Origin of the sequence: Aromatoleum sp. (genome assembly GCF_036675785.1) — a bacterium.
Taxonomy (GTDB): domain Bacteria; phylum Pseudomonadota; class Gammaproteobacteria; order Burkholderiales; family Rhodocyclaceae; genus Aromatoleum.
Genome location: NZ_JAKFEF010000012.1, coordinates 35989 through 56190, shown reverse-complemented (window position 1 = coordinate 56190; position 20202 = coordinate 35989). Strand labels below are relative to the sequence as shown.

Below are 20202 nucleotides of genomic sequence, written 5' to 3'. Positions count from 1 at the left end.
TCCTCACTTCGCGCCACAGCACGCGGCCGACTCGACCGCGTCGACGATCTTCTTGTAGCCGGTGCAGCGGCACAGGTTGCCTTCGATGCCGCGCTTGATCGCGTCAGCGTCGGCGTTGGGGTTCGTTTCGAGGATGTGGGCGGCCTGCATGACCATCCCCGGCGTGCAGAAACCGCACTGCACCGCGCCGTGCTCGACGAAGGCTTCGCGCAGCGCGTCGGCGGTCGGGTCGGCGGCGACGCCCTCTATCGTCGTGATCTCGCGGCCGTTGCAATCGACGGCGAACATCAGGCAGGAATTGAGCGTCGCGCCGTCGACGCGGATCGTGCACGCGCCGCACTCGCCTTCGCCGCAGCCGTACTTCGTGCCGGTCAGGCCGACGACGTCGCGCAGCATGTCGAGCGCGTTCATCGTGACGTCGACGGTGACGCGCTTCTTGACGCCGTTCAGCGTGAATTCGATGTCATGCTTCAGCGACATGGTCGAGCATCCTCTTCGTCATGTTGTGGATCAGTTCCTTGCGGTACCACGCGGTCGCGCGGACGTCGTCGATCGGGGTGACCTCGTCGCGGGCGGTGTTCGCCGCGGCTTCGATCGTGTCGCCGTCGAGGCGGCGACCTTCGAGCGCGGCTTCGGTCTGCTTCGCGCGCACCGGCGTCGCGGCGACGGCGCCGAACGCGACGCGGGTGTCGGTCAGCGCGCCATCGCGCTTGACCCCGGCGATGCCGATCGAGATCGTCGAGATGTCGAGCGCCGGACGCGCGCCGAACTTGTAGAAGCGGGCGACGTGGCCGGGCCGCGGCAGCGGGATGCGCACCGCGGTCAGCAGTTCGTTCGCCGCACGCTTCGTCTTGCCGGGGCCGGTGAAGAACTCGGCGAGCGGCATGCGGCGCGTCGCCACGGAGCCGTTCGCGGCGCCATCTCTCGACGCGAGCTCGACCACGGCGTCGAGCACGATCAGCGGGACGAGCGTGTCGCCGGCCGGCGAGGCGTTGCCGATGTTGCCGCCGATCGTGCCGGCGTTGCGGATCTGGTCGCTCGCGAAGTGATCACAGGCCTCGGCGAGCACCGGCGCGTATTTCTTCACGAGCGGGTCGTTGAGGATCTCGGTGATCGTCGTCGCCGCGCCGATGCGGACCGAATCGCCGTCGAGCGTGACGCCTTTCAGGCCGGCTACTTCCCGGATGTTCATCAGCGTCGACTTGAATGCGATGCGGCCGGCTTTCGTCTGCGGCATCAGGTCGGTGCCGCCGGCGAGTATCGTCACGTCGCCGTGCTGCAGGATGCCGAGCGCCTCGTCGAGGTTCTTCGGCGTGGCATATCTTTCGATGGCTGTCATTGAAAGTCCCTCAGAAGCAAATCGGTTCCTGGTAGCGGCCGTAGACGCTCACCAGCTCTTTCGTGATCTCGCCGACGCTCGCGTAGGCCTTCACCGCCTCGACGATCGCCGGCATGACGTTCGCGCCGATGCGGGCGTCGTTGCGCACCGCGGCGAGCGCCTTCGCGACGCGATCGGCGTCGCGCTCGGCGCGGACGCGGTTCAGGCTGTCGATCTGCACGCGCGCGTCGTCCTCGTTGTACGGATGGAACTCGACCGGGTGCTCGTCCTCCCGGTCGTTGCGGTAGCAATTGACGCCGACTTTCGGGAACTCCCCGCTCTCGATGTCGCGCTGCATCGTGTACGCCTGCGCGGAGACCTTTGCCTGGATCGCGCCTTCGGACACGAGCTTGACGATGCCGCCCTGCGCGTCGGTCTGGGCGATGATCTCTTCCATCTTGTCGCGCATCTGGTTCGTCATCGTCTCGACGTAGTACGAGCCGCCGAGCGGATCGACCGTCTCGGTGAGCCCCATCTCCTCGATCAGGATCTGCATCGTGCGCAGCGAGATGCGCGCCGAGTACTCGGTGGGGATCGTGTAGGCCTCGTCGTACGAGCACAGCGCCATCGTCTGCGTACCGGACAGCGCGCTGATCAGCGCGTAGTACGCGCCGCGCACGATGTTGAGTTCCGGCTGCTCGAACGTCAGCCCGCCCCCGCCGCCGGCCGCGATCATGCGCAGCCACATCGAGCCGGGTTTTTCGGCCTTGTACTCTTCCTTCATGATCTTCGCCCACAGGCTGCGGCCCGCGCGGAACTTGCAGACCTGCTCGAAGAGGTTGCCGAAGATGTTGAAGTTGTACGACAGGCGGCCCGCGAACTCGTCGACGTGCAGCCCGCGCGCGATGACTTCGTCGGCATACGCGCGGGCGATGCAGAACGCGTAGGCCATCTCTTCCGCCGGCGTCGCGCCCGACTCGCGGATGTGATAGCCGCACACCGACACCGGGCTGTATTTCGGCGCGTGCTCGGCGCAGTACTCGATCGTGTCGCCGACGAGCTTGATCGACGGCTTGACCGGGAAGATCCACGTGCCGCGGCCGATGAATTCCTTGAGGATGTCGTTCTGCGCGGTGCCGCGCAGCTTCTTGACGTCGTAGCCGCGCTTCTCGGCCATCGCGAGGTACATCGCGATCGCGATCGCCGCGGCGCCGTTGATCGTCATCGACACCGTGATCTTGTCGAGGTCGATGCCGTCGAACGCGATCTCGAAGTCGCGCAGCGTGTCCACCGACATGCCGACGCGGCCGATCTCGCCTTCGGCCTGCGGGTCGTCCGAATCGAGGCCGATCTGCGTCGGCAGGTCGAACGCGACGTTCAGGCCCGTCTGGCCGTTCGCGATCAGGTACTTGAAGCGCTGGTTCGTGTCCTGCGGATTGCCGAAGCCGGCGTACTGGCGCATCGTCCAGGGCTGCTTGCGGTACATCTCGCGGTGAATGCCGCGCGTGAAGGGATATTCGCCCGGCTGGCCGATCATCGCGTCGCCGCCGCTCGCGGCGACGTCGGCGGCGGTGTAGAGCGGCTGGACTTCGAGGCCGGATTCGTTCGTGACGCGCTTCAGCGTCGATTGCGCGCGGTCGTTCATGCGACGTTCTCCCGGATGTTCTCACGGATATAAGCGGCGATCGCGTCGAGCTTCGAGCCGGTCGGGAAGATGCCCTTGAAGCCGAGTTCGCGCAGCGCGTCGTGGTCCTGCGCCGGCAGGTTGCCGCCGATCAGCCACAGCTTGTCGTCGAGGCCACCGGCTTCGAGCAGCGGCTTCAACTTGCGGCAGAACGGCAGGTGCGACCCCGCCATGCTCGAGAGCGCGATGACGTCGACGTCCTCGTCGAGCGACATCCGCGCGACCGCTTCCGGCGTCTGCCGCAATCCCGTGTAGATGACCTCGAAGCCCGCGTCCATCATCGCGCGGGCGACGACTTTCGCGCCCTGGTCGTGGCCGTCGAGGCCGGGCTTCGCGAGCAGGACCTTGATCCTGCGTTGCTGTCCTGTGTCGTTCATGAGCTGAGTTCCTTCGCAATGACGAGTTTCAGGATTTCACTGGTGCCGCCGCCGATCAGCGTGAAGCGCACGTCGCGCAGGTAGCGCTGCACGGGGTATTCCATCGCGTAGCCGTACGACGCGAGCACGCGCGCGGCCTGGTCGCAGATCGACGCCGCCGTTTCGGTCGCGAAGAGCTTCGCCATCGCGGCCTCCTTGTGATGCGGGCGCTTCGCGTCGCACAGCCACGCCGTACGGTGGACGAGGGCGGTCGCGGCCTCCAGCCCGGTGGCCATCTCGGCGAGCTTCAGCTGGATCGCCTGGAAGCGGTTGATCGGCTTGCCGAACTGCTTGCGTTCGCCGGCGTAGCGGACCGCTTCGTCCAACGCCGCGCGCGCGACGCCGAGCGCCATCGCGCCGGTGATGATGCGGATCTCGGCGAGCGTCTTCTTCAGGTGCCCTTCGCCGTCGCCTTCCTCTTTCGACAGGCGATGGCTGTCCGGCACGAAACAATCGTCGAACGCGACTTCCGACGTCGGCAGCGCCCAGACGCCCATCTTGTGGATCTCGCGTCCGACGATCAGGCCTTTGAAGTCCTTCTCGACGAGGAAGATCGTCAGCTTCTTCTCGTCGCCGGCACGCGCGAAGACGGTGAAGAAATCGGCGACCGGGGCGGAGGTGATCCAGGTCTTCTGGCCGTTGATCACGTAGCCGCCGTCGACCTTGGTCGCGGTCGTCGCGATCGATTCGAGGTCCGAGCCCGCGTTCGGCTCGGTCATGCAGATCGCGCCGATCTTGTCGCCGCGCAGCGCCGGCTTGAACAGGCGCTCGACGATGTCGGCGTTGCCGAGCAGCTGCAGGAACTTCGTCCCCATCAGCGACTGCATCGCGACCGCGCCGGCGAGCGACATCGAGCCGCGCGCGACCTCGGTCAGCGCGAGACAGAACTCGGTCAGCGCGAGGCCCGCGCCGCCGACCGCCTCCGGGTAGCGCATGCCGAAGAAGCCGAGCTCGGCGAGTTGGCGGAACAGCGAGCGCGGGAACGCGCGTGCTTCGTCGAGCGCGGCCGCCTGCGGCGCGATGCGCTCGTCGCAAAAGCGCGCGAACGTGTCGCGGATCACGCGTTGGTCGTCGGTGAGGTCGAAGTCCATTAGGCGATCCCTTCGGCTTCGTAGCCGTACAGCTCGCGTGCGGCCTGTTCCGAGATCACGCCGTTGCGGATCTCTTCGGCGAGCAGCTTGCGGTCGCGCCGCTTCGGATCGCCGTAACCGCCGCCGCCGCTCGCGACTTGGTGGTAGATCGTGCCTTTGGGCACGCCGGTGATCAGGTCCTTGTTCTTCGGCACAACGGTCTGGCCGTCGGGGTAGTGCAGACGGATGAAATTGAGGCCCCCTTCACCGCCGCCGAAGAGTCCGAACGCCGGCTCGAAGTCGCCGTCGCCGAAAGTCACGAGCTGCGTGTTCTCCGAGCCGATTTCGAAGATCGTCTCGACGCCGAGGCCGCCGCGCCACTCGCCGGCGCCGGCCGAGTCGGTCAGCAGCTCGTGGCGGATCAGGCGGTGCGGCGTCTGCTGCTCGAACATCTCGTAGTCCTGGTCGAGCACGCCGCCGGACGCGTCGATCATGCCGATGTGATCGTAGCCGTCGGTGCCGCGCATCGCGCCGGAGCCGCCTTTCAGCCCCATGAAGCCGATGTCGACATATTTCTCGTCGGTCTTCGGGTCGATGCCGGTCGTGAGTGATGCGAGCAGGTTGTTCCAGCCGGCGGTCACGCGCTCGGGCATCACCGGGGCGAGCGCGCGCTGGATCGCGTCGGCGTTCGGCGGGCACAGGTGGTTGCCGAAGGTCGTCGCCTTCGGGTAGGCCGCGTTCAGGATCGTGCCCTCGGGGATCACGATGTCGATCGGCTGCACCATGCCTTCGTTGTGCGGGATGTCGGGGTTCACCATCTGCAGCAGCGTCAGGATCGTCGCCGACGCGCTCGACGTGAAGGTGCCGTTCACGAAGCCGTTCGTCTGCGGGTCGGTGCGCGAGTAATCGAAGCGGATCGCGCGGTCCTCGACCTCGATATCGACGCGGATCGTGAACTCCGAGCCGACGTGGCGGCCGTCGTAGAAGACCTTGCCTTCGCCCGAGTAGCGCCCGTTCGGGATCTTCGCGATCTCGGCCTCCATCATCTTGCGCGTCGCGTCGAACAGCGCCTCCTTGTGCGACTCGTAGCTCGCGACGCCGTACTTCGAGATCAGCTCGAGGAAGCGCCGCTCGCCGACGGTGCACGCGCCCATCTCGGCCTTCATGTCGTGCTGCACGATGTCGAGCCGCACGTTCGCGAAGATCAGGTTCCAGACGTCCTTGCGCAGCTTGCCTTTCTCGACGACCTTGACCGGCGGGATGCGCAGCGCCTCCTGCCACACTTCGACCGCGTTCGGGTTGTAGCCGCCGGCGACGTTACCGCCGATGTCGGCCTGATGGCCCTTGACCGCGGTCCAGGCGACGAGCCGCCCTTCGAAGAACACCGGCTTGAACACCGCGACGTCGTTGTTCTGGTTGCCGAGGCTGAACACGTCGTTGTGGAAGATCACGTCGCCCGGGTGCAGGTCGTCGCCGAAGTAGTCCTTGATGTACTTGCACACCGGCGCGAGCGAGAACGCGAGGATCGGCAGGTTCTCGGTCTGCTCGAGCATGTTGCCGTCGCCGTCGTACAGCCCGGTGACGTAGTCCTTCGCCTCGCATAGGATCGGCGAGCGCGTTGTCTGCTCCATCGAGATGCTCATCTCGTCGGTGATCGAGCGGAAGGTCCGCGCGTACACCGAGAGCAGGATCGGGTCGATTTTCGCGGTGCTCATGCCAGCGCCTCCTTCACTTCCCTGATGCATGTCTTGACGAGGTCCTCGCGGCCCTTGCGGTACATCGCGAACGAGCCGAGCGCGTCCACGACGCAGTCGAACGACGCCGACACGAAGATCGCGGTCGTCTCCTGCTCGATCATCGCCGGGCCGTCGATGCGGTTGCCGTGGCGCATCTTGTGGCCGTCATAGACCGGCACTTCGCGGAACTTCTTCGTTTCGGGGATATAGACGGCGCGCTTGCCTTTCAGCGCGTGCGACGCGTCGTCGCAGGCCCATTCCTCGTGGCGCGCGACCGGCTTGTCGGTGACGCCGATCGCCTGCACGCGCACGTTGATGACTTCGACGGGCGTGTTCTCGGCTTCCAGCGAGTAGCCGTACAGCCGGTTGTGCTCGGCGTGGAACGCCGCGGCGATCGCGCCCGCGTCGCCGGTCTGGATCAGCCGGTGCGGCACGACGAACGACACCTCGTGGTACTGCTTCACGTAGCGGCAGTCGAGCTTGACGTCGTAGCGGCGGCGCGACTCCGGGATGCGTTCCTCGTCGAGCTGGCGCGCGCCGTCCGCCGCCATCGCGTCGATGATCGCGACGAGCTTCGCCCAGTCGAGCCCTTCGAGCCGCGACACGAAGGTGCGCACGAAGTCGTGCTTCAACTCGCTCATCAGCATGCCGAACGCGCACAGTACCGAGGACTCGCGCGGCACGATCTGCAGCGGGATCTCGAGCTCTTCGCAGATCAGGCACGAATGGATCGGCCCCGCGCCGCCGGCCGGGATGAACGGGAACTCGCGCGGGTCGAAGCCGCGCTTGATCGTCACTTCGCGCACGCCCTGCGCCATGTTGTTGCACGCGACGCGGTACATGCCGGCCGCGGCGTCCTCAATGGTGAGCCCCATCGGCTTCGCGATGTGCTCGTCGATCGCCGCGCGCGCGGCTTCGACGTCGAGCTTCATCCGGCCGCCGGCGAAGAACTCCGGATCGAGGTAGCCGAGCACGACGTTCGCGTCGGTCGTCGCCGGCAGCTTCCCGCCCTTGCCGTAGCACGCCGGGCCGGGGTCGGCGCCGGCGCTCGCCGGGCCCATGCGCAGCAGGCCCCCTTCGTCGAGCCAGCCGATCGAGCCGCCGCCGGCGCCGATCGTGTGAATGTCGAGCATCGGCAGCGCGATCTTGTGGCGCGCGATCTCGCCGTCGTTCTTGATCATCGGCGCATCGACGGCGACCGACGCCTCGAAGCTCGTGCCGCCCATGTCGGTGATGATGCATTTGTTCTGGTCGTGGACGCGCACGTAGTGCAGGCCCGCGCCGGGGCCGCCGGCCGGGCCGGACAGCAGCGTCAGTGCCGCCTTCTCGCGCGCGAGCTGCGGCGAGATCACGCCGCCGTTCGACTGCATGATCAAGAGCAGCCCGTCGAAGCCGATGCCTTTGAGCCGGCCGACGAGCTGGTCGAGGTAGTGGTTCAGCTTCGGGCCGACGTAGGAGTTCAGCGCCGTCGTGCTCACGCGCTCGTAGAAGCGGATCGACGGCAGCAGGTCCGCCGACACCGACAGGTACGCGTCAGGCAGCTCGCGGCGCACGAGCTCGGCCGCGGCCTCTTCGTGCGCCGGGTTCGCGAACGAGTTCATGAAGCAGATCGACACCGCCTGCACGCCTTCCTCGCGGAACAGCTCGATCGCGCTGCGCACCGCATCGAGGTCGAGCGGCGCGGTTTCCTCGCCGTCGCGGTTGATCCGCCCCGGGATGCCCGCCCGCAGATAGCGCGGCACGAGCGGCTTCACGTTCGTGTAGCGGTTGTTGTACTGCTCCTCGCGGATGCCGCGGCGCATCTCGAGCGCATCGCGCACGCCTTCGGTCGTCAGCAGCGCACTCTTCGCGCCGGTGCCGGTCAGCGTCGCGTTCGTCGTCACGGTCGTGCCATGCACGATCGTCGCGATCGTCGGCGCGAACGCTTCGAGCGTCATCGGCGGGTTCATGCTCGCGGCGATGTCGGTGAGGCCATTCACGACCGCGATCGACGGGTCCGACGGCGTCGACAGCGACTTGAAGATCGCCGGCTCCGCTCCGTCGCGTGTGACGACGAAGTCGGTGAAGGTGCCGCCGACGTCGATTCCGATTTTCAATGTCATCAGATGGGCTCCATGAACGTTTTGCGCGCGACCAGCCGGCGCACGTCATCCTTCCTGACCTTCCCGAGCGCGGTGCGCGGGAGTTCGTCGACGAATACGACTTCCTTCGGCAGCTTGTAGCGGGCGATGCGCCCTTCGAGCAGGCGCTGCACGCCGTCCGCATCGAGCGTCGCGCCCTCGTGCGTGACGATGACCGCGACGACGCATTCGCCCCAGCGCTCGTCGGGGCGGCCGATGACCGCGACTTCGGCGATGTCGGGCGACTCGGCGAGCAGGTTCTCGATCTCGGCCGGATAGATGTTCTCGCCGCCGGAAATGATCATTTCCTTCTTGCGGCCGTCGACCCACAGCCAGCCGTCGGCGTCGAAGTGGCCCATGTCGCCGGTGTGGAACCAGCCGTCCTGCAACGCCGCGGCGCTCGCCTCGGGGTTGTTCCAGTAGCCGCACATGACGTTCGGGCCGCGCACGAGGATCTCGCCGCTGACGCCGGGTTTCGCGTCGCCGCTGCCACTGCCCCCCTCGGCCCCGACGCGGACGCTGCAGTGGCGTGCGGCGCGTCCCGCCGAGCCGGCGTGCGCGCGCGCGTCGGCCGCTTTCACGTACGCGGCGATCGGGCCAGTCTCGGTCGAGCCGTAGATCTGCACGAGCGGAATGCCGCGCTCATGGATCGCGCCGATCAGCCGTTGCGGGACGATCGTCGAGCCGGTCGTGATCATCCGCAGGCTCGACAGATCCGCCTTCGCCCAGCGCGGATGCGCCATCAGCATCTCGAGCTGCGCCGGCACGAGCACCGTCAGCGTGATGCGCTCGCGCTCGATCGCGTCGAAGGTCGCGTCGACCTCGAACTTCGGATGCAGCACGACCGTGCCGCCGGTGTAGAGCGTCGGCGTCGTCTGGTTGTTGAGGCCGCCGACGTGGAACAGCGGCAAGGTCGTCAGGATATGGTCGTCAGCGCTCAGCGCGTGGAGGTCGACGCTGTTCGCGGCGTTCCAGGCGAGCGCGTCCTGCGTCAGCATCGCGCCCTTCGGCTTGCCGGTCGTGCCCGACGTGTAGCAGACGAGGAGCGGCGTGTCGGGGCCGACACGCGGATCGCGCGAGAGCAGCCCGCCGCCGCGCGCGACGAGCGCGTCCCAGTCGATCCAGCCCGGCGGCGGCGAGTCGAGCGCGACGAGCGTCACGCCGTCGAGCGCGCCGCGGAACGCGTCGATCTGCGCGACGAAGCGTGATTCGACGATCAGCACCGTCGGCGGACAGTCGGCGAGCAGCTGCTGGTGCTCGGGGCCGGCGAGCCGCCAGTTCAGCGGCATGAAAAGCGCGCCGAGCCGCGCACAGGCGAACAGCGTCGCGAGCGTTTCCGGGCTGTTGTGGCCGAGAAACGCGACGCAGCCGCCATGCGCGACGCCGGACGCCGCGAGCGCCGACGCGAGCCGCTCGATGTCGGCGGCGAACGCGGCGTACGAGACGTCGCGCCCCGGGAAGCGGATCGCAGTCTTGTCGGGCGCGAGTCCGGCCCGGCGGACGATCCATTCGGACAAGTCCATCCCCACTCCTCCTCCAGGTTCGGTCATGAGCGCTTTGCGCGCCTCTTCTGACTGGTTTTCGAATCGGCTGGGGAATGCTGCTGTCCGGGCGCTTGTGCGCCTCTCGATCTCCCGCGGGGGAGGTGAAACCGGCTGCGCCATGTGGGCGGCTCAGCCTTTATGCAACGGTTGCGGCTAGCGGTCAGCGACTTCGATGACGACGGCCATCGCGGTGTCGCCCGCCGCGCAGCCGGTGAAGAGGCCGAACCCGCCGCCGCGTAGCGCGAGTTCCTCGATCAGTTCGATGATTGCTCGGGTGCCCATCGGCGCCTGCGGATGACCCCAAACGAGCGAGCAGCCGAAGTTGTTCATCGCCGCGAGGTCCGCGCCGGTTTCGCGTGCGAATACGATGTCGTTCACCGCGAACGGGTTGTGCGTCTTGATCGCGGCCATGTCGGCGACGCCAAGCCCAGCCTGGGCGAGCGCGCGCCTCGCGGCCGGGATCATCGCCTCGGGCATGTACGCGAGCTCGGTGCGCGCGAGGCCGAAGCCATGCAGCCGCACCGCGATCGACGGGTTCGCCGACAGCTCGCGCGCCCGCGCGGGCGTCGTCACGAGGATCGCCGCGTTGCCGTCGGCCGGGTGCGTCTGGCCGCCGAACGTGACGCTGCCGCCGTCGAGGACCGGTTTGAGCTTCGCGAGCCCCTCCGCCGTCGAGCGCGACATGCCTTCGTCGCCGTCGAGCGTCGCCGCCGTCTTGCGGAAGTCGGCGCTCGGCACGTCGAACGGCAGCGTCATGAAGCGCCGCAGGAAGGCCGAGTCGTCACGCAGCGCGTCGCCGTACTGCGCTTCGCGGCGCAACACGAGCTCGTGCTGCTGTCCGGTCGACACGTGGTGCTTCGACGCGACGTTCTCCGCGGTCTGCAGCATCGAATGGCCGCCGAGCGGATCGCAGCCGAAGTTGTCCATGACCCAGTCTTCGGCCATGCCGGTGCCGCCCGGAGCACGGGGGTTCGGGTAATAGAGGTGCGGGCCGTTCGACGTGCGGTCGCAATTCACCGCGAGCGCGACTTCCGCCATGCCGGCGTCGACTTCCTGCGTCGCGGCGAGGAGCGTGCGCACGCCGGTCGCGCACGCCTGCATCATCGTCGGACCGCCGGCGCGCGTCGCGCCGATCAGGCCGGTCAGCCACGGCAGGCCGTAGAACGCGTGCTTTTGCGGCACCGACAAGCCGAGCACGCCATAGTCGATCGCAGCGGCGTCGATCCGCCGTTTCGCGAGCTCGCTCTTCGCGACGTGCGCGGCGAAGCGGATGCTGTGGAGGTTCGCGAAGCTGCCCTGCCAGCGCGCGAACGGCGTGCTCCAGTACGCGCCGTACGGAATCTCGGCCCGGTAGCTCATGCTTGCGCGCGCCTCGGGGCGCGGGTGCGGTTGCTGCGCATCGTCTGTCTCCTCCTGTATGTTTCGCGTCCCCGGGCGCCGTTCGTGCGGCTGACCTCTGGGGATTTCCCGTTACCGGTGCTGCAGGTCTTCGTCGGCGAGGCCGACCGCGGCGATGAACGACCGCTTGGCCTCGCCGAGATGTTCGAGCATCGCCGCCGCCGCCGCGTCGCCATCGCCGGCGGCAAGCGCCGCGGTGATGCGGTTCAGCCCGCGCAGCACGATCGTGCGGATTTCCGGATCGTCGAGTGTCAGCGTGCGGATGCGCTGCATGTGGTCGGCGTACTGTTCGACGATGCGCACGAGGCGCGGATTCGGCACCAGGGCGAGCCACGCGTCGCGGAACCTGATCGTCGCGTCGCGGAAACCGACGGCATCCTCGGCCTTGTGCGCCCGTGCGGTCGCGGCGAAAGCGTCCTCGATCGAGCGGCGCAGGTCGCGCGAGCGGGTGAGGCCGGCGATGCTCTTGATCGCCGCGGGCTCGATCAGGAACCGGATTTCGTAAATGTCATTGACGTCGTCGAGCGTCAGTGCCGGAACGACGAAGCTGCGGCCGTCGGAAACAAGGAGGCCTTCGCTCGCGAGCCGCCGCAGCGCTTCGCGCACCGGCGTGCGGGACACGCCGAGCTGCTCGGCGAGCTGCACTTCCTGCAGCGGTTGCCCGGCGACGATCTGGCCCTCGCGCAGGTGCGACCGCAGCGTGTGGTATGCCTGCTCGCCGAGGGCGAGGGGACGTTCGACGGGTTTGAGCGAGGGAACCATCAAAAGGACTCGTGTTCTCGGGTAACGGCGGTAAGTTGATGAATACTGTATACAGTATTTTTTCGTGTGTAAAGTCCATTTCAACGACCTTGCGATGGAACGGGCGCCGGCGCCGGTGTCGGGGCCTCAGCCGCCGAGAATCCTCCGGACCTCGTGGATGCCGGCGACGAGCGCGTCGACGTCTTCGGGTGTGTTGTACGAAGAGAACGACGCCCGCGCCGTCCCGGCGATGCCGTACCGCTGCATTAGCGGCATCGCGCAGTGATGCCCGGCGCGGATCGCGATGCCGCGGTCGTCGAGGATCGTGCCGATGTCGTGGGGATGGATGCCATCGAGCGTGAAGGAGAGGATGCCGGCCTTTTGCCGCGCGGTGCCGATGATGCGCAGCCCCGGTATGTCGGCGACGCGCCCGGTGGCGTCGGCGAGCAGGTCGCGCACGTGCGCGGCGATCGCCTCCATCCCGACCGCGGAAACGTAATCGAGGGCTGCGCCGAGGCCCACCGCGCCGGCGATATGCGGCGTGCCCGCCTCGAATTTGTACGGGAGGTCGTTGTACTCGGCCGTCTCGAATGTCACGGAGCGGATCATGTCGCCGCCGCCCTGATACGGCGGCATCCCTTCGAGGTGCGCGGTCTTGCCGTACAGCACGCCGATTCCGGTCGGGCCGAACACCTTGTGGCCGGAGAACGCGTAAAAGTCGCAATCGAGATCGACGACGTCGATCCGTCGGTGCGAGACCGCCTGCGCGCCGTCGAGCAGCACGGGTACGTTCCTGTCGTGCGCGAGATCGACGACCTGCCGGACCGGGACGACGCTGCCGATCGCGTTCGACACATGCGTGACCGCGACGAGCCGCGTGCGCGCCGTCAGGAGCTTCGCGTACGCATCGACATCGAATTCGCCCGCGTCGTCGACCGGCACGACGCGCAGCACGGCGCCGGTCTGGCGGCACGCCATCTGCCACGGCACGATGTTCGAATGGTGCTCCATCGTGCTGACGATGATCTCGTCGCCGGGCGCGAGCCGCGGCCGCGCGAAGCATTGCGCGACGAGGTTGATCGCTTCGGTCGTGCCGCGGACGAAGACGATTTCATTCGTCGATGCGGCGTTGATGAAGCGCCCGACCGTCGCCCGCGCCGCTTCATACGCGTCCGTCGCCTGCTGGCTCAGCGCATGCACGCCGCGGTGGATGTTCGCGTTCGTCGTCGCGTAATAGTCCGCCTCGACGTCGATGACGACTTGCGGCTTCTGCGTCGTCGCCGCGTTGTCGAGATAGACCAGCGGCCGGTCATGCACGCGGCGCTGCAGGATCGGGAAGTCCGCGCGGATCGCCGCGACATCGTAAGGCCGGGCGACGGCGGGCGTGCAAGATCGGTCGGATTCGCGGTCCATCGGCCTTTCCTTCGGTGAGTGTTTCGGTGCGTCCGCATTCTTACCACGGACGCCCAGTCGAGCAAGTCGGCTTGCGTCTGTCACTCCGTGTGCGGAATACTGTATACAAATAGCCGGACGTTGGCTTCCGCCGCGCGAGCCCGGCCTGCCTTTTCATCCACCAAAGGAAACCCGCCATGGCCACTTCGTTCGCCAATCCCTTGCTCGCGGCCCCGGTCCGCGCGATGCCGCGCTCGGTCGCGATCATCGGTGCCGGGACCATCGGCCCCGACATCGGCTATTACCTGAAGAGCGCGCAGCCCGCTCTGAAGCTGTACCTCGTCGACATCTCGCAGCCGGCGATCGACCGCGCGCTGCGGCGTTTCGCCGACTACGCGGCGAAGGCGGTCGCGAAAGGCAAGATGAACGAGGCCGAGGCGGGCGCGGTGATCGGCAACGTCGTCGGCACCGTCGATTACGCGGACATCGCGGACGTCGACTGGGTGCTCGAGGCGGCGACCGAGGACCTCACGCTGAAACGGCGCATCTTCGCCGCCGTCGAGGCCGTCGTGCGCCCCGACACGCTGATCACGTCGAACACGAGCTCGCTTCCGGCCGCGCAGATCTACGCCGAACTGCGCCACCCCGAGCGCGCGACGGTGACGCACTTCTTCGCGCCGGCGTGGCGCAACCCCGTCGTCGAGGTCGTCCGCTGGGAGAAGGGCGATCCGGCGCTCGTCGAATATCTGCGCTGGCTCTTCTGCAGCACCGGCAAGGTGCCGCTCGTCACCGACGACGTCGCATGCTTCATGCTCGACCGGATCTTCGACAACTGGTGCAACGAGTCGGCGCTGCTCCTCGATCGCGCGACGGCGGCCGAGATCGACAGTGTCGCCGGCGAATTCGTTCATGCCGGCCCGTTCTTCGTGCTGAACCTCGCGAACGGCAACCCGATCATCACCGAGACGAACACCTTGCAGGCCGACGTCGAGGGCGAGCATTACCGACCCGCGCCGGTTTTCCGCTCGGTCGAGCGCTGGCTGACGGTCGCGCCGGGGAAATCCGTCGACGTCGCGCCGGACACCGCCCGGGCAGTGCGCGAGCGGCTGCTCGGCGTGCTGTTCTCGCAGAGCGTCGACATCCTCGACCGCCGGATCGGCGAGCCCGCGGATCTCGACTTCGGCTGCCGGCAGGCGCTCGGCTTCCGCAAGGGGCCGCTCGACCTGATGCGCGATCTCGGCGAGGACTTCTCAGGCCGCGTGCTCGACCGTTTCGGCACCGAGCGGCGCGGGATGCCGATGCCCGCAAGGCCGCTCGCCGCGTACCAGCGGTTCCTGCGCCACGTGCTCGTCGACGACCTCGACGGCGTCAAGCTGATCACGCTGCGCCGGCCGGAGGCGATGAACGCGCTGCACGACGAGATGACGGACGAGATCCTGTCGGTGATCCGCGAGTTTGAGAACGACCCGCAGGTCGTCGGTTTCGTGATCGTCGGCTACGGCAAGCGCGCGTTCTGCGCTGGCGCCGACATCGGCCGCTTCCCGCGCATGCTGGGCGACGCGCCGGCCGCGGCGCAGTACGCGCGCGACTGCTCGCGGCTGCTCGTGCATCTGGACCGCATGCAGAAGCCGGTCGTCGCCGCGCTTAACGGCATGGTGCTCGGCGGCGGCTTCGAGCTCGCGATCCGCTGTCACGGCATCGTCGCGCTGCGCCACGCGTGGATGCAATTGCCCGAAATCACGCTCGGCATCGTCCCGGGCATCGGCGCGATGGTCGTCCCGTACCGGCGCTGGCCGCAGGCCGCGGCGCGGTTCAATGGGATGCTGCGGCGGGCCGAGCGGCTCGATGCGGCGCACGCGCGCGAACTGGGGGTCGTCGATGCGCTCGCCGACGACTACCCCGCGCTCGTGCAGGCGGCGATCGCGCGCGTCCGGGCCCTCGCCGGCAAGGTCGCCGGGATCCCCGATGGTGTGGTCGACCTCGGCCCGCTCGACCCCATCGAGCCGCGGGCCGCGAACGGGCAGGTCCTGAGCGCGGAAGTCATCGCGCTGATGGAGTCGGCGATCCGCGAGGCGGCTGCGGCACCGACGCTCGCGGCGGCGCTCGACGTCGGCTACCGGGCGTTCGGTGAAAGCGCCTGCACCGCGGCGGCGTGCGAGGGGATCACCGCGTTCCAGGAAAAGCGCGTCCCGGACTTCACGCGGACGGCGTGACCCGGGACATGAGGGCGGGCGGCGCGGGCTGGGGCTCGCAGCCGTCCCCTCCCGGGTGGGGGGGGTGATGACGCGGTGCCGTGGCTATATTCGTCCCATGAACAGCCGCTTCGATCACCCCACTCGCGCAAGGAGACGGACCATGACAGCTCTCGGCAATGTGCTCGCGCTCATCCGGCAACTCGACGACGCGGCCGGCGCGCCGCTCGACGGGACGGGCTCCGGTTCGATGCAGTTCCGCGATTTCCCCGCACCGAATGAAATCGCGTCGTCGCTCGGCGAAGTCGTCGCGTTCCGCCGCGCCGTCGGGGCGGCCGGCGAGGCGTCCGTTCCCGCCGATGCCGATGCGCGTGCCGGGTCGAGCCAGCGGGAAAGCCGCTCGGACATCGAGCCCTTCCGCTGCATCGGCGCCGCTTTCCCCCGCACCGCCGCAGAGGTGCGCGCATGACGGCACCCGCGATCGCCGCGACGACCTCGACCTGGAAGTCGCTGCTGAACTTCCTTCCGTTCCGCATGCCGGCTGGATACCCCGTCGAGCGGCACGCCGCCGCGCGTCGTTCCGCGGCGCAGCCCGTGCCCGGCCCGTTCGAGCGCGATGTGGCGATCCGCTTCGCCCACTGCGATCCGGCGGGCATCGTCTTCTATCCGCAGTATTTCGTGATCATGAACGGGCTGATGGAGGACTGGTTCTCGGAAGGGCTCCGCGTCGATTTCGCCGATATGGTGACGCGGCGCAGGATCGGCATCCCGACGGTCGCGATCGACTGCGCCTTTTCGAAGCCGAGCCGGCTCGGCGAAGTCGTGACGTTCAGCGTCTCGGTCACCCGCGTCGGCGAGCGCTCGATCGGCATCGAGGTGCACGCCGTCGCGAACGGCGAGGTCCGGCTGCGCGCGACGCAGACGATCGTGATGATGAGTCTCGACACGATGAAATCGATCCCGATCCCGCCGGACGTCCGCGCGAACCTGTCGCGGTTCCGGGCCCCGGCGGCGTCGCCCGGCGTCGGGACGCAGGACGGAGGGCAGGGTCGGGCAGCCGGCGAGCCCGAGCCGGCCGCAGGCAGCGCGCGGCGCGAACACGTATCAAGCTGATCGGAGGAGGTGGATATGCAGGTCGAACTGGATGAAGTACTCGTCGCCGAGGCGCCGGGCTTTGGCGAACACGGCGCGTGGCAGGCGATGCTCGATCGCCACTGCGAGCTCTTCACCGACATGACGCCGGGCTCGTCGGTGGGTTTCGTGCCGCGCACCGGCTCCGGTATCCAGCCGGGCAAACACGTCGCCGGCCTCGTCGGTGACGGCGCGGACATCGAGATGATGAAATGGACCGTCGGCGACGGAGCCATGCGCTGCAGCGTGCAGCCGTATCTCGGCTTCCAGGATGCGAAGGTTGACCTGCTGTTCGTCGCCGACGACGTCGCGCTGCTGACGATGCGCGCCGCGCTCGATGGCGACACCTTGTCCTCGATCAAACGACTGATCCGTCAGGGGAGCATCATGTTTTTCGTTTTACGGACCAAGTTCGAACTGCAGGACGCGGGCTACGAGGAATTCCTCGACACCCTCGGCCTCGCCTTTCTCGGAGCCTGCCGATGATCTTCCACAACCCGAAGGGCGCGCCGGAGCTCGCCTGCGAGCAATGCGGCTGCCGCTGGTTCGACCGCATGCACGACACGTGCTATGAATGCGGCACCGCGGTGGCGCCGGAGGCGATCGCCGAGTTCGATGCGGCCGTGCGCGCTTTTGCCGCGCGCGCCGAAGCGGCCGCGCCGGGGGGAAGCGCACCCGCGCCGGAGGGGCCGGCAGCCTGAATTCCGGAGCGAACGCCGCGCGTCCGCTCCGCCGAAATGGAAGATCGATGAGGACGAAGACCGACGAGCCGATCCCGTATCGCTTCTCGCTGAAGACGATGCCGCCGCATTTCGCGAAGCAGGCGGTCGCGCCGCCACGCCTGCTCGACGGGCTGCGCGACGCGTCCGAGCTCGCGGTGGTCGCGCTGACCTCGCTCGCGGGCTTCGGCAAAACGTCGCTGCTCGTGCAGTTGCGCCGCGAGCTGATCGCCGCCGGCGCCGCGGTCGCATGGCTCACTGCGGAGGCAACCGACGACAGCGCGACGTTCATCCCGGCGCTGCTCGCGTCGCTGCGCATGGCGATCGGACTCGATCTGCCGGCGAGATCGTTCGACCAGGTCGGGCAGGTCGCGACCGACCTGTGGCTCGCGAGCGAAATCCTCGTGCAGATCCACGAGCTCGCGCGGCCGACGTACATCCTGATCGACGATCTCCACCACCTCGCCGACGCGCAGGCGATCGACTTCATCTACTACCTGATCCGCAACGCGCCGCCGAATTTCCACGTCGTCATCAGCTCGCGCGCCGAGCCGCCGTTTCCGGTCGAAGAGCTCCACGCGCACGGCCTGTATGCGCAGTTCGGCACCGAGGACCTGCGGCTGCGCCTCGACGATACGGTGGCCTTCCTGCGCCGGCGGCTCGGCGACGACATCGACATCGAGACTTGCGCGCGGCTGCACGAACGCACCGAAGGCTGGCCGATGGCGCTGCAGATCACGACGGCCGCGTTGGCGAAGAAATGCGACATCGCGAGCACGGTCGCCGGGCTGTCGGGCGCGACCGGGGACATCGCGCGCTACTTCTCGCAGTTCGTGCTTGAAAGCCTCGAGCCGGCGGCGGTCGACATGCTGGTCCGCTCGTCGATCCTGAAGACGCTGCACCCGACGCTGTGCACCGCGCTGAGCGGCTTCGACGACAGCGCCGAGGTCCTCGCCCGGCTCGAACAGAGCACCGGGCTCGCGACGTCGGTCGTCGGCAGCGACCGGGTGTACCGGCTGCACCCGCTCTTCATCGAACACCTGCAGAGCCGCCTCGAAGCGTTCGCGCCGGAAGTGCGCCGCGAACTGCACGCGACCGCGGCCGAGTGGCTCGCCGCGCACGGCATGGTCGAACAGGCGGCCGAGCATGCGTTCGCGGCCGGCCGGACGCAGCAGGCGATGGACTGGATCGAAAAGCGCCTGCGCTATCTCGGCGTGCAGGGGCGCATCGTCGAAGTGCTCGCGTGGCTCGACCGGCTGCCGCCCGAGGAGATCACGCGGCGCGAAGGCATCCAGCTGACCGCGGCGTGGGCGTGCGCGCTGTGCTACCGCCCGCACGACGCCGAGCGCCTGACCGACGTCATCCTCGCGCGACCCGACGTGACGCCGGAGATCGAACTGCAGGCGAACATCGTCCGGTCGGCCGTCGCGATCCACTGCGACGACTACGAGCGCGCGCGCGGCTGCGTCGAGAGCTACGACCCGGAACTCGGCCCGCTGTACTGCAACTCGCTGTCGTTCATCGCGATCCACAGCGGCTTTCCTGAGCGTGCGCGCCATTACCAGCAGATTTCCGACGGCCGCGGGCGCGTCGCGCGCAGCTTCTACGACGCGATGTACGGCGCGTTCGCGGTCGGCCTGAGCTACCTGATCGAAGGGCAGGCGTTCGAGGCGGCGCGCGTATTCCGCGCGGCGCTCGAACGCGCCGAAACGAGCACCGGCTGGCGTTCGCTGCCGGCGGCGATGCAGGCGGCGGGGCTCGCGGCGGCGTGCTGGGAACTCGGCGCCGAGGAAGAGGCGCGCGCGCTGCTCGCGAACCGGCTCGATCTCATCGAGCAGGCGGCGCTGCCGGACGCGGTGATCCTCGCGTACCTGACGCTTGCGCGCTACGAGAGCCAGAAGGGCCGGGAAGGCAAGGCGTTCGATGCGTTGAACAGCCTCGCCGCGATCGGCCAGTCGCGCGCCCAGCCGCGGCTCGTCGCGGCGAGCCTCGGCGAGCAGATCCGCCAGCATGCGGTGCGCAACCGTCTCGTCTCGTGCCGCATGCTGAGGAACGGGCTCGACGAGCTCGTCGCCGGGGCAGGTGGGCCGGCGAATGGGCTGGAAGCCGAGCTGCGGCTGATCCGCGAGCTCGCGGTCGCCCGCGTCGCGTTGCTCGACTTCGACTACGACGGCGCGGCCGCCGCACTCGATCAGGCGGAGCGGGTCGCCGCCGGGCTGCGGCGCGGGCGCGACCAGATCACGATCAGGATCCTCCGCGCGTGTTGCTCGGCGAGCCGCGACGACGCCGCCCTGCGCCTGCTCGCGGAAGCGATGAGCCTCGCCGAGTCTTTCGGGCTGGTCAGGGCCCTCGCCGACGACTGGCCGGCAGCGGTCGAATGCCTGACCGATCTCGATCAGGCGGGACCAGCGAGGGCGGCCGGCGTGTCGCCGGGCTTCCTCGAGCGCGCTCAGGAGCGTTGCCGGCCCGGCTGGGCCGCGTCGCAATCCGCCGAGCCCGCGGCGAAAGCGCCGAAGGCCCGCGCGGCGCACCTTTCGGCGCGCGAGATGGAATTGCTCGGCGCGCTCGCCCACGGCCGGTCGAACAAGGAAATCGCGAGCATGTTCGACGTCGGCACCGAAACGATCAAGTGGCACATGAAGAACCTGCTGTCGAAGCTGAACGCGGCGAACCGCCGCCACGCGGTGGATCGCGCCCGGCTCCTCGGCATCCTCGACTGAGGGCCGGAGCCGGGCGGTGGT

At 68.3% G+C, this 20202-nt stretch carries 17 protein-coding genes; 6 read left to right on the top strand and 11 right to left on the bottom strand.

The features are described 5' to 3' along the window. Positions 1-3: 3 nt before the first annotated feature. The 11 genes from V6M37_RS02945 to V6M37_RS02895 form a co-directional block, all read right to left on the bottom strand. Entirely contained in the window at positions 4-480 is a 477-nt protein-coding gene (locus V6M37_RS02945) for a (2Fe-2S)-binding protein (RefSeq protein ID WP_332670932.1), read from the bottom strand. After that, positions 464-1339 carry an FAD binding domain-containing protein gene (locus V6M37_RS02940; protein WP_332670931.1) on the bottom strand — a complete coding sequence of 292 codons (876 nt, stop codon included), beginning with the start codon at positions 1337-1339 and terminating at the stop codon, positions 464-466. The genes V6M37_RS02945 and V6M37_RS02940 overlap by 17 nt, the downstream gene beginning before the upstream one ends. 10 nt (positions 1340-1349) lie before the next feature. Further along, a complete protein-coding gene (locus V6M37_RS02935) occupies positions 1350-2963 on the bottom strand; it encodes an acyl-CoA mutase large subunit family protein (protein ID WP_332670929.1) in 1614 nt (537 codons plus the stop codon). Further along, a complete protein-coding gene (locus V6M37_RS02930) occupies positions 2960-3379 on the bottom strand; it encodes a cobalamin B12-binding domain-containing protein (RefSeq protein WP_332670928.1) in 420 nt (139 codons plus the stop codon). Before V6M37_RS02930 ends, V6M37_RS02935 begins: the two co-directional genes overlap by 4 nt. After that, positions 3376-4509, bottom strand: a complete 1134-nt coding sequence (gene iaaF / locus V6M37_RS02925; RefSeq protein ID WP_332670927.1) for a benzylmalonyl-CoA dehydrogenase — start codon at positions 4507-4509, stop codon at positions 3376-3378. The genes V6M37_RS02930 and iaaF overlap by 4 nt, the downstream gene beginning before the upstream one ends. Then, positions 4509-6203 carry a hydantoinase B/oxoprolinase family protein gene (locus V6M37_RS02920; RefSeq protein ID WP_332670926.1) on the bottom strand — a complete coding sequence of 565 codons (1695 nt, stop codon included), beginning with the start codon at positions 6201-6203 and terminating at the stop codon, positions 4509-4511. Before V6M37_RS02920 ends, iaaF begins: the two co-directional genes overlap by 1 nt. Beyond that, positions 6200-8326 (bottom strand): hydantoinase/oxoprolinase family protein, encoded by a 2127-nt coding sequence (locus tag V6M37_RS02915; RefSeq protein WP_332670925.1) that lies wholly within the window; start codon positions 8324-8326, stop codon positions 6200-6202. Before V6M37_RS02915 ends, V6M37_RS02920 begins: the two co-directional genes overlap by 4 nt. After that, the gene (locus V6M37_RS02910) at positions 8326-9867 is read right to left on the bottom strand and encodes an acyl-CoA synthetase (RefSeq protein WP_332670924.1); all 1542 of its coding nucleotides are present in this window, start codon (positions 9865-9867) and stop codon (positions 8326-8328) included. The genes V6M37_RS02915 and V6M37_RS02910 overlap by 1 nt, the downstream gene beginning before the upstream one ends. 174 nt (positions 9868-10041) lie before the next feature. Further along, positions 10042-11247, bottom strand: a complete 1206-nt coding sequence (locus V6M37_RS02905) for a thiolase family protein (RefSeq protein WP_332670922.1) — start codon at positions 11245-11247, stop codon at positions 10042-10044. A gap of 111 nt (positions 11248-11358) precedes the next feature. Then, complete coding sequence (locus tag V6M37_RS02900) at positions 11359-12048, bottom strand: GntR family transcriptional regulator (protein ID WP_332670921.1); 690 nt, start codon at positions 12046-12048, stop codon at positions 11359-11361. Positions 12049-12174: 126 nt separating this feature from the next. Then, a complete protein-coding gene (locus tag V6M37_RS02895) occupies positions 12175-13440 on the bottom strand; it encodes a cysteine desulfurase (RefSeq protein ID WP_332670919.1) in 1266 nt (421 codons plus the stop codon). A 176-nt stretch (positions 13441-13616) separates the two neighbouring features. Between V6M37_RS02895 and V6M37_RS02890 the strand changes: the two genes are divergently transcribed. The 6 genes from V6M37_RS02890 (at position 13617) to V6M37_RS02865 (ending at position 20181) form a co-directional block, all read left to right on the top strand. Next, on the top strand, positions 13617-15632 hold the full coding sequence (locus tag V6M37_RS02890) for a 3-hydroxyacyl-CoA dehydrogenase/enoyl-CoA hydratase family protein (RefSeq protein ID WP_332670917.1): 2016 nt from the start codon (positions 13617-13619) through the stop codon (positions 15630-15632). A 97-nt stretch (positions 15633-15729) separates the two neighbouring features. Continuing rightward, positions 15730-16080, top strand: coding sequence for a hypothetical protein (locus V6M37_RS02885; RefSeq protein ID WP_332670915.1), 351 nt, complete (start codon positions 15730-15732; stop codon positions 16078-16080). After that, entirely contained in the window at positions 16077-16724 is a 648-nt protein-coding gene (locus V6M37_RS02880) for an acyl-CoA thioesterase (protein ID WP_332670914.1), read from the top strand. Before V6M37_RS02885 ends, V6M37_RS02880 begins: the two co-directional genes overlap by 4 nt. A gap of 15 nt (positions 16725-16739) precedes the next feature. Continuing rightward, entirely contained in the window at positions 16740-17228 is a 489-nt protein-coding gene (locus V6M37_RS02875; protein WP_332670913.1) for a hypothetical protein, read from the top strand. Then, the gene (locus V6M37_RS02870; protein WP_332670912.1) at positions 17225-17443 is read left to right on the top strand and encodes a cysteine protease; all 219 of its coding nucleotides are present in this window, start codon (positions 17225-17227) and stop codon (positions 17441-17443) included. The genes V6M37_RS02875 and V6M37_RS02870 overlap by 4 nt, the downstream gene beginning before the upstream one ends. 47 nt (positions 17444-17490) lie before the next feature. After that, the gene (locus V6M37_RS02865) at positions 17491-20181 is read left to right on the top strand and encodes a LuxR C-terminal-related transcriptional regulator (protein WP_332670910.1); all 2691 of its coding nucleotides are present in this window, start codon (positions 17491-17493) and stop codon (positions 20179-20181) included. Positions 20182-20202 lie beyond the last annotated feature (21 nt).